Annotated in this window: 9 protein-coding genes; 8 read left to right on the forward strand and 1 reads right to left on the reverse strand. The window is 32.7% G+C overall.

Translation table 11 applies throughout. From position 1 onward, the window contains the following. Window positions 1–485: 485 nt before the first annotated feature. The 8 genes from UIB65_RS06085 (at window position 486) to UIB65_RS06120 (ending at window position 8,789) form a co-directional block, all read left to right on the forward strand. Window positions 486–2,324, forward strand: coding sequence for a YhgE/Pip domain-containing protein (locus UIB65_RS06085; RefSeq protein WP_330040268.1), 1,839 nt, complete (start codon window positions 486–488; stop codon window positions 2,322–2,324). 60 nt (window positions 2,325–2,384) lie between these two features. Then, window positions 2,385–3,896 (forward strand): pectate lyase-like adhesive domain-containing protein, encoded by a 1,512-nt coding sequence (locus UIB65_RS06090; protein ID WP_330040269.1) that lies wholly within the window; start codon window positions 2,385–2,387, stop codon window positions 3,894–3,896. Between the two features lie 131 nt (window positions 3,897–4,027). Further along, window positions 4,028–4,525: a DUF308 domain-containing protein gene (locus UIB65_RS06095; RefSeq protein ID WP_330040270.1), complete on the forward strand. Its 498-nt coding sequence runs from the start codon at window positions 4,028–4,030 to the stop codon at window positions 4,523–4,525. A gap of 17 nt (window positions 4,526–4,542) precedes the next feature. Further along, the gene (locus tag UIB65_RS06100) at window positions 4,543–6,138 is read left to right on the forward strand and encodes an AarF/ABC1/UbiB kinase family protein (RefSeq protein ID WP_330040271.1); all 1,596 of its coding nucleotides are present in this window, start codon (window positions 4,543–4,545) and stop codon (window positions 6,136–6,138) included. Window positions 6,139–6,279: 141 nt separating this feature from the next. Continuing rightward, window positions 6,280–7,050 (forward strand): TMEM175 family protein, encoded by a 771-nt coding sequence (locus UIB65_RS06105; protein WP_330040272.1) that lies wholly within the window; start codon window positions 6,280–6,282, stop codon window positions 7,048–7,050. Between the two features lie 119 nt (window positions 7,051–7,169). After that, window positions 7,170–7,679: a hypothetical protein gene (locus UIB65_RS06110; RefSeq protein ID WP_330040273.1), complete on the forward strand. Its 510-nt coding sequence runs from the start codon at window positions 7,170–7,172 to the stop codon at window positions 7,677–7,679. Between the two features lie 438 nt (window positions 7,680–8,117). Next, window positions 8,118–8,354 carry a 4Fe-4S dicluster domain-containing protein gene (locus tag UIB65_RS06115; RefSeq protein ID WP_330040275.1) on the forward strand — a complete coding sequence of 79 codons (237 nt, stop codon included), beginning with the start codon at window positions 8,118–8,120 and terminating at the stop codon, window positions 8,352–8,354. A gap of 15 nt (window positions 8,355–8,369) precedes the next feature. Then, entirely contained in the window at window positions 8,370–8,789 is a 420-nt protein-coding gene (locus UIB65_RS06120) for an NUDIX domain-containing protein (RefSeq protein ID WP_330040276.1), read from the forward strand. Window positions 8,790–8,847: 58 nt separating this feature from the next. Here UIB65_RS06120 and UIB65_RS06125 read toward each other — a convergent pair whose 3' ends face one another. After that, window positions 8,848–9,144: a putative quinol monooxygenase gene (locus tag UIB65_RS06125; RefSeq protein WP_330040278.1), complete on the reverse strand. Its 297-nt coding sequence runs from the start codon at window positions 9,142–9,144 to the stop codon at window positions 8,848–8,850. Window positions 9,145–9,572: the final 428 nt, after the last annotated feature.

A 9,572-nucleotide genomic window follows, 5' to 3' on the forward strand; every position in this document is an offset into this window, starting at 1 on the left:
AAAACAAGGATTAACAGATTTAATCGATGAAACAATGAACCTCTGGAACAGGGGGGATAGCACGGTAATCCTACTCTCGTGGGAGAGTATCAGCCCGTGAAGTAAGAATCCTCGACTTCTCCAAAGTCGAGGTAGTTCAATCAGATTAAAGTTTATTTTTTTATACTTTACTTAAAATTATATACATGATATAGAAACTCTTTTATAAAATTTTTTATATAATTTATAGTATGGTGATTTGATGTTGAAATAATATTTCCGTTTTTGGATTGATTATTTCTGATATCATGTAAAACCTTATTTAACATCCAAAGGAGGGTTAATGCGATAATCCTAATGTTTTAGGCGGTTTAAGTGTAGTTATTATAGTTATTGCTTAAAAATATTAATGTTAATATAATCATTTGCTGAGGTGGTCGTGTTTTTAAGCAATAAATCTTTGAAAACTTTCTTTTACTTTTTAAATATTATATTGGTGAGATGATATGGGCAGTAAAGATATCGGTAATATTGTTGAGATAATAAAGAATGATTTTAAATCAGCATTTTCAAATCCAATTGTAATAATAGTTTTAGTTGCAATCATTATTCTTCCTTCCCTTTATGCTCTTTTGAATATACAGGCATGTTGGGACCCTTACGGTAACACGGGAAATGTGGAATTTGCAATTGCCAATCTTGATAATGGTACTACAATGGAGGGCAAAAAACTCAATATTGGAAATGAACTTGTTAAGGATTTAAAAAAGAATGATAAATTTAAATGGACTTTTGTTACGGAAGATGAACTCCGGGACGGAGTTTATGAAGGAAAGTATTATGCAGGTATTGTAATACCCAAAAACCTGAGTGAAAACGTTGTTTCGATTACGAAAGACAATCCAAAACAGGCAAAATTGGAATATGTTGTAAACGTTAAATCCAATCCTGTTGCTACTAAATTAACTGATACTGGTGCAAATACCGTTTATACAACACTCAATGCGAAAATTATTCAAGTCATTAACTTGGCGGCATACGGTAAACTTGGTGAATTGCAGGAAGGTCTTGCATCTGGTGCAGGTCAACTGGCTAGTGGAGGTTCCCAACTTCAGGCAGGAGCTTCACAGGTTTCCGACGGTGCAGGTCAGGTGGCATCTGGTGTCGGTCAGGTACAGGATGGTGCAAGTCAGGTTAAACAGGGATCTTCTGGTGTTCAGCAAGGTGCAAGTCAGGTTAAACAGGGATCTTCTGGTGTTCAGCAAGGTGCCGATGATGTTAAACAGGGTGCCAGTCAGGTTCAGCAAGGTTCAGAAGAGTTGGACTCTGCAATAGACCCATCCTTAATTCCTGAAGGTCCGGTAAAAGAGTATGTAAGCAGTAATTCAGAACTTGCAAAAGGTACAAGTCAATTGGCTGACGGTGCTGTTCAGTTGGCCGATGGTTCGGTTCAGTTGGCTGACGGTTCTGTGCAATTGGCCGACGGTTCTATCCAGTTGGCGGATGGTTCCGTTCAAGTGGCTGACGGTTCTGTGCAATTGGCCGAAGGGTCATTAAGTCTCGCAGCAGGTGCACAATTACTGGGAAATGCAGCGGCTCAGGCTTTATTCACAGCAGCAGGTTCACTTGGAGCAACAGCTGACCAGCTTTCAGCACTCACAGGAATCAATGAAACACTTCTCGGCGACTATTTCTTCTCACCGATTAAATTGGATAGGCATGAAGTATTTTCAGTTCCTGACTATGGATCCAATGTATCCCCATTCTATATTGTATTGTCAATGTGGGTAGGTGCTTTAATCACCTGTGTCATGATTGAACCTAAGTCAAGCGTCGGAACCAAATATTCCCCATTTGAAATGTATGCAGGTAAATTGATACTCTATGTGGTGATGAGCATACTGCAGGCCTGCGTAACAATAACAGGGGCTCATCTTTTAGGCGTGCACATCGATAATTATCCTTTGTTTATATTCTCGGCAATACTGGTATCGATGGTGTTCATGATATTAATGTATTCGTTGATTTCGGCAATTGGAACTGTTGGAAAGGGTGTTGCCGTAGTTCTTTTAGTTCTTCAAATTTCAGCGACTGGGGGAATTTATCCGATTCAGATTATGCATCAATTTTTCCAAACGCTATATCCGTATATGCCGATGACTTATGCAATTAAATTGCTACGGGAAGCGCAATTGGGTGTCGTATGGTCCAATTATTGGCCAGCATTGGCAATTCTACTGGCAATTGGAATTTTAACTGTTGTTGTTTCCGTTGCTATTAAGGAAAAAGCGGACAAACCGTCAAAATACTTTGAGGATAAACTTGAGGAAAGCGGATTATTCTAGAAGTTATCAATTAACTTCTAGTTATTTTTTTTAAATAGAAAAAACATGGAGACAAATAAAATGAAAAAAAAGATATTTTTTATTTTATTGATTACCTGCATAGTATTCAGTGTTTCAGGCGTTTTTGCGGGGAACATTAATGATACTGCGGTAACCAGCGATGAAACTGCTTTGGTTGGTGAAAGCTCTAACGATTTAAAAGCAGTAAGCAATGATGAAAATCAGCCTGTGGGAGACATCAAAGATTTAATCACTTATGATGATGACGGTACTTTCAAAGCATTGCAGTTAAAGATTCTTCTCGCTAAAAGCGGAAGCACAATCAATTTGGAAAAAGATTACAAATATAATAATGAATTCAACCTCACTACTGGAATTTTGATTAGCAAGGATATAACCATTAATGGTAATGGCCATACAATTGATGGAATGGGTAAATCCAGAATTTTTATTATTAACTATGGGGATGCGTTAAAACAGTATAAGATTACATTAAAAAACATCAAATTTAAAAATGGTAACGCCAAAATTTATGGTGGAGCAATATTGAACTTTGCAGATTTGACAATTAATAATTGTTCTTTTACAAATAATAATGCAGGTACTGCTGGTGGTGCTGTTAATTCTCTGGGAGCTTTGACTTTAAAAAATTCAGTATTCAATAAGAATTCTGCAGGAGGAGATGCAGGAGCTGTTTTCTCATTAACATTTAAGAAAAGTGCAGATTTCTATAGAAATTATTTCGCAGGCAGAAATGCCACAGAAGATTCCAACCTTATTTTCACTATTGCAATGCAGACTCTTCTTGAACATGGTAAAGATACAATATCTAACTGTAAATTCTCTAACAATGTAGCTAATGGTCGTGGAGGAGGTGCAGTTTATGCATACTCTCATATTTCCATTAATTCATGCACATTCACTTCAAACAGGGCTGGTGAAAAAGGAGCTGCCGTATTTGGATGCAAAGATCTCTTTATTAAAAATTCAAAATTTAATAAAAATAATGCATCAATGTATGGTGGAGCAGTCTATTTCAAATGCCATGAACAATCTGGACATTATGAAAACGGCAAATGGGTTTCCAGTGTTAAATATTATACTAATAAGATTGAAGGCTCAACCTTTGCAAATAATGTAGCTGGTGAAAGAGGTGGAGCAATATATGGTTTCAGAACCTCTAATTCCGATAAAGTGCATTGCGCTAAAGCGGTCAAATGTACCTTTAGTGACAATAGAGCACCAAAAGGCAAGGATATCTATGGTGGAACTCTAAAAAGCTGTGTTTTCAAAAACACAAAAGTTTCCCTGAAAACAGTAAAAGTTAAAAAATCAGCAAAAAAACTAACCTTGCAGGCTACCCTTAAAAAAGGTTCTTCAGCACTTAAGGCTAAAATAGTAACCTTCAAGTTCAATGGCAAAACTTTAAAAGCAAAAACCAATTCAAAAGGTATTGCTAAAGTCAAAATTACAAAAAGCGTATTGAACAAACTTAAAGTCGGCAAAAAAATCAAATATCAGGCTAGTTATGGTCGTTTTGTTGCTAAAAAAACTGCAAAAGTATCTAAGTAAATGCTTATGCATTTACTGCCCTTTTTTATTTTTTCATTTAATTTTTTTCATCGATTATTAATTCATTTTGCTAATTTTACTTAAAATATATAAGGTAATGTCATATATTTAATAATATAAGGTGATTAAATATGGACTATAGAAAAATACTTGGATTTTTATTTATAATATTGGGTTTACTTTTTATGATTTATCCAGTGTATAGTGCAGAGGCTGTATCTCTGATTGCAGGAATATCATTAATTGCATTTGGAATTGCTTCTATTATTGATGGATTTTCTATATTCAGCATGATGACTCATTTTTCAGCAGTCAATATACTTCTTGGAATTTGTGCAATACTGTTAGGGGTCTTATTTATTTATGAAATTGATGCATTGTCCTTCATTATAGGATTCCAGTTTTATTTAATTGCATTTGTGCTGATGTTTATAGGTATAGTGGGTATGTTTAAAGGAATAGAATCATTGTCAAGACTTGCTTCAGTATTAATTTTAATATTGGGTATAATTGCTGTTTTCTTAGCTTCTTTTTCAATCGCACAACCATTATATACTGCAATAATCGTTGGAATATGTCTGATTTTATATGGTATAACCTTTTTAGCATCAAGTATTACTGAAAATTAATTAATAATGTGATAATTATGGATAAGCAAACAAAACAACGTTTGGGTGAAATCAGGGCAGCCATGAAAAAATATGGCTTCGACAAAATTTTAGGCCAAACCGCAAAAAGCAAAATTCGTCATAAAGATGATGATGAATCACGTGAACTTTTATTGGATGAAGAAATCCCTGTAAAGTTAAGGCTAATGCTTCAGGATTTGGGAACTACATTCATCAAGTTGGGTCAGCTGTTAAGTACAAGACCTGATGTTGTTGGTGATAAGATAGCAGATGAATTGGCTAACCTGCAAGATGACAATCCGGCAATATCATATGAGCAAGCTAAAGCGATAGTTGAAAGGGAACTTAACGGTAATATCGATGATTTATTCGAAGACTTTTCACAACAGCATTTGGCTACAGCTTCCATAGGTCAGGTTCATGAAGCTAAATTGATTACCGGTGAGAGAGTTGCAGTTAAAATCCAAAAGGAAGGAATCACTGATAAGATTGATCTTGATTTAAGAATTATGAAATATGTTGCCAACCGTGCTGACAAGTGGAATGCTAATCTTAGAAAATTGAATCTTCCGGGAATCATGGAGGAGTTCGACCGCACTATCCACCAGGAAATTGACTACAATAACGAATTCATGAACATGCAACGTATTGAATTGAATTTTGAAGATGATCCAAACATTCATATTCCAGCTACCTATGATGAGTATTGTACCTCAAAAGTTTTAACAATGGAATTTATTGACGGTACAAAGTTAAATGATGTATATACAAGCACTGACGATAAATTCGACAAAAAATTTTTAGCGAAGAATGTACTTGATTCCTATCTCCAGCAACTGTTCATTGACGGATTTTTCCATGGAGATCCTCATCCAGGTAACTTAATGATTTTGGACGATAATGTTGTGTGCTATCTTGATTTGGGTATGATGGGATTTTTTGATGAAAAATTCAAGCGTGACCTTTCCGAGGTAATGCTATTGTTCGTAGACCAGGATGTTGACGGACTGATTAACCAGTTAATGTATATGGACATATTGGATTATGACATTGATACCGCCAGTTTAAGAAGGGACTTGAATGATTTATTCGGAAGATACTTCGGTGTTAAACTTAATCGTTTTGATGGAGTTTTAGAGGCTCTGCTTAGCCTTATGCAGGAGTATGGTGTTATTCTTCCAAATGAAGTTGTCACAATGGCAAGAGGATTATCAATGATTGAAGCAATTGCAAAAAATCTTGACCCTGAGATTGATGTTTTTGCATCTTTAAAACCGATTGCAAAGCAAATCGCAAGACAGAGGATTGACCCTAAACAGTTCTTTAAAAGCAAAAAAAGTAACATAATTTTATACCAACACATGCTTCAGTCACTGCCAAAGCTTCTCACAAGGACAATCCACAAGATTGATAATGAAGAATTGCAATTCAGATTTGAAGTTGACATTACCGACAAGGTTTCAATAATCGCACTGGTATCCGCGCTTATAGTAGGTTCTTCTGTTGTTTCATTTGGACCAAGAATGTTTGATATGCCGGTAATTTCTATAATTGGTTATATCATAGCTATTATCTTAAGTTTAATAGGTATTAGGAAATTTGTTTTAAATTAAATTTGGAATCATGAGGAAAAAAAATTCCTCAATGATTCTGTTAATTAACTAATTTTTTTCTTTTTTTTATTATTTTTCATGTTGTTGGTTACTTATTTTTTCATTAAGCTTAAATAAAACAAACAACATTATTTAATATTGATGGCAAAAAATGAATTTTTTAATAATTTAAGTGACAGGCATGTTGCAATTACGGATGGTGTTTTTGCAATTGCAATGACAATTCTTGTTTTGGAAATTGCAGTTCCGACAGTCTATGATATATCATCAGGTGTTGTTTTAGATGAATATTTTATAAGTTATCTTGCACCGTCTATCTTGATATATTTCATAAGTTTCTATCTTGTATATAATTTCTGGGAGAATACGGTTATTCTCTTTAACTTTAAAAGAATAAGCAATGCTGTATTGACATTGAATATGCTTGCAATGGCAGCTGTCTGCTTAATACCATTTGCAACAGGATTTCTTTTCAAATTCTACAAGTATATTCATGTAAATATGTTCTTTTCATTATTGATATTGGCAATAAGCTTATTATACATATTTATTTTCATATTGCTGATTAGAAATAACTTTAAAGAATATTTTGAAAATAAAGAAGAAATAAAAACTTCTATTCAGGATTCCTATGATGATGGAATCGAATTAGACAATTTAAAATTATATGTTAGGGGAGTTACATTAACCTTATTATATCTGTTGTTGTTGCCGGTCATAAGTTCTTTAATCTCTTTGATTTTGGCATTCGTATCTCCGTTATTAAGCGTATTGTCTTTTTTATTGATTTTGATTCTAAGATTTTTAATTTGCATGAGGCGTTCATCCACAGATAATCTAGACAACATTGAATTAACAGACGATGAAAGGGAATTTGTCGGAAATATTAGGCAGTCTATTTATGGGGATTGATTCACATATTTTTTTTTTAATTAAATGGATGTCCAAATTCCAGTAGGAAGAATATACTCAATCTAAATGATAATATTTATAAACAATTAATTTCTTAAATTGATTATATAGGTGAAATTATGAGCTTAGAAGAACAAAAAGAAAAACTTTCAGTAAAAATCGATGAACAAAAAGTAAAACATGAAGAAAGAAAAGAACAAGCTAAAATTAATCGTGAAGAAAGAAAACTTAAATTAAAAGCAAAATATACTGACAAAAAAATAACAGCCCACATCGATAAAGCGATTAAAAAAATATATAAAGTTAATGATGATGCTGAAAAGGATATTGTCAAATTGTTGGATGTTGTTGATTCAGAAATTGAAGCTGACGAAAAACCTATTGAACTTATTTTATACAAAGCAGAAAATAACTTTGCAGAAATCTTTTTCAAAGCTGAATTAAATATGCAAAAAGCTAAAAATGAGTTAATAAAAAATCTTGAAAAAGATGTTGGAAATATTGAAGACCTCATAAATATTGAAGAAGATCTTGAAGGCTTAAAAGAAGAAATGGATGAAGTATCCGATCTTTTAGATGAAAAAATTGACATCGAAAAAGCAACTTTAAACATTAAAGCAAAAGAATAACTGTTTTAAAAGGAAATGTTGAAATTTAATTTCAATCATTTTTCCTTATTTATTTTAACTATTTTTTTAATCCAAAACAATGTTATTGAATTCCTCTTTTGATTTTTGAATCAGGGTTAAAGAGTATATGTATGAGACTTTTGTTTTGAATATTTTTTCTGAAATAATCATGCATAATTTTCGCACTTTCTATTGCCTGCATTATTCTTTATTCAGCATCAATTAAATTAAAAGTAAACTCAGTTATATAATTTTAATTGCATCTCTTTGATATTAACGGCAATTGTATTGAAAATCATTTTAATTTTAAGTTTTGAATATACATCAATCTATTTCAATGCAAGTTTCATTTAACAATTGGTGGTTGTTAATGACAACTATCTTTTTTTCATCATATTTTTTATATCATTTTTCACATACTATTATCTAGGTGAAAAATTGGGATTAAGGTCATTTTTTAAAAAGGATAAAAAGCAAGAGAAAACAACAGATGAGGATTCCCATATTGACATTAATGTTGATGATTGCGATGGATGTGAAAAATGCGTTATAGCCTGTCCAAACAATGTTTTGATATTGGATGATGAATCATCCGCCGTGAATAACTCATTTGGATGTAAACGCTGCAAGGTTTGCATGGCAATTTGTCCAAACGATTGCATTACCATAAATTAACTGGGACTGTTTGATATGAAAGATTTGTGGGGATTAACAGTAAGAGGAATATGTGAAGTAAACGATAGGATTTTACTTTTGAAAGTTAGGTCAAAATCTAGTCACGATGCAGATAAATGGGAAATTCCCGGCGGCAAGGTTAAAAAAGGGGAATTTTTTGATGATGCCCTAAGGCGTGAATATCTTGAAGAGACAGGTCTTGAAATCACTATAGAATCATTGTACAACACCATTCAAAATAACTACACTGCCTGTAAGACAAATGAACAAGTCAAATCCATTCAGCTTATCCTGAAAGTAACTTCAGATAGCGATGAAGTCACCATAAGTGAAGAGCATGATGACTACAGATGGTTTAGCAAAAATGAAGTTGATGAGCTGATTGAAAAGAAATTGCTAACAAAAGCAGCAATCAATGCATTTAAAAAGGAATAATCTTTAAAATTAGATTCAATATATTTTAAGTTAGTAATTGCTTAAAAAAATAAGAGAATTATAGGTTGATTTCATCTGCACCTATAACTTGAATATCCATATTTTCAACAAAATCTTGAGTCTCTTTACCAAAAGATTGGAAATGAGGTGATGCCATATGCTTTTTCAGTGCATCTAAAGTTTCCCATTTTTCAACAAATGTTAATGCATCATCATTTATTGATTTTAATAATTGGTAGTCAATATTTCCATCTTCTTTAAGAGTATTTTCAATTAATTCTTGTGAGATTTCAATAATACTATCTCGACAACCGTTTTTTGGATATACTTTAGCTAAAACAACAATGAATTCCATATTGATCTCTCCATTATTTGTTGTCAATAATTATGATTTCATGTTACTTAATATTTTCCAATTATGAAATCGCATTTTCAAACTTTCAATCATGACATATCAAAATCACGATTGAAATTGAACTGCATAGGACTGTAGCGGTTGTGGATTCTTACTTTATGAGTTGGTAATCTCCTATTGAAGCAGAATCACAGGGTTATCTTTCCAGTCCCTGAATTTATCTTATGGTGAAAGAATACTCTGACCTCTTTAAGGTCGGAGATGAATTTCACAAAAAGGCATCTGATGATATTAGTTTTCAAATGCTCTCTCTATTTCTTTATATATTATTTATTATATTAAATTAGTTTATAATTAATTTTAAATTTGTCACTAAAATGGAGTTTTAAGTGTTTTTTTTTTATGAAATGTGTTAATCAAGGTTTGAA

This window comes from Methanobrevibacter sp., assembly GCF_036307625.1.
Taxonomy (GTDB): domain Archaea; phylum Methanobacteriota; class Methanobacteria; order Methanobacteriales; family Methanobacteriaceae; genus Methanocatella.